We start from the raw sequence: 599 nt of genomic DNA, 5'->3' as shown, positions 1-599 counted from the left end.
GGGGAGCGCCCTCGCCCTCTCTGGGGAGGGGAGGCGGTACGAGGGGAAGGGGCGGGCGGCCTGGCCCAAGCCCCTGGAGGGCCTCGCCGCGGTGCGCTTCCGTGGGGAGGGGAGCCGCTACCGGGTGGCGGTGGAGGGCCCTGGGGCCCGCCTCCCTCTCTTTCCCCCCTTGGACCTCTCCGGGGAGGTGGTGGGGAAGGGGGAGAGGGTTTCCGGCCGGGTGGGCCCCCTGGCCCTGGCCGGGGCCTGGAGCGACCTCGCCCTCCGCCTCCGGCCCACGCCCCTCCTTGTGGGGCAGGTGGAGGGGGAGGGGCGCCTCCGCGGGGGGCGGCTTCTCGCCGACCTCCGCTACGCCTCTCCCTACGCCGCCTTCCCGGTCCGGGTACGGCAGGGGGAGGGGGGCTTTTTCCTGGAAAGCCCCTACGGGGAGGGGAGCTACCGGGGAGGCGTTTTCGCCTTGAGGCTGAAGGGGCTTCCCCTCCGCCTTCTGGACGAGGCGCGCCTTTTTGGGGAGGCGGTCTACCGGGAAGGGGCGCTTTCCGGGGCCTTGCGCTTGGAGGGGCGCCACCTCGAGGTCCGGGCCCGGCTTAGGGGCCTAG

The 599-nt window shown here is 75.0% G+C and carries 1 protein-coding gene; it reads left to right on the top strand.

The annotated features are described in order from the left end of the window. Positions 1–599 (top strand): hypothetical protein (locus tag AC01Y6_RS11045; RefSeq protein WP_476671575.1); only part of this gene is annotated, 599 nt, incomplete at both ends.

It is taken from the genome of Thermus sp. (assembly GCF_056332225.1).
The sequence above is the reverse complement of the archived record's forward strand: the minus strand, read 5'-3'. Positions and strand labels throughout refer to the sequence as shown.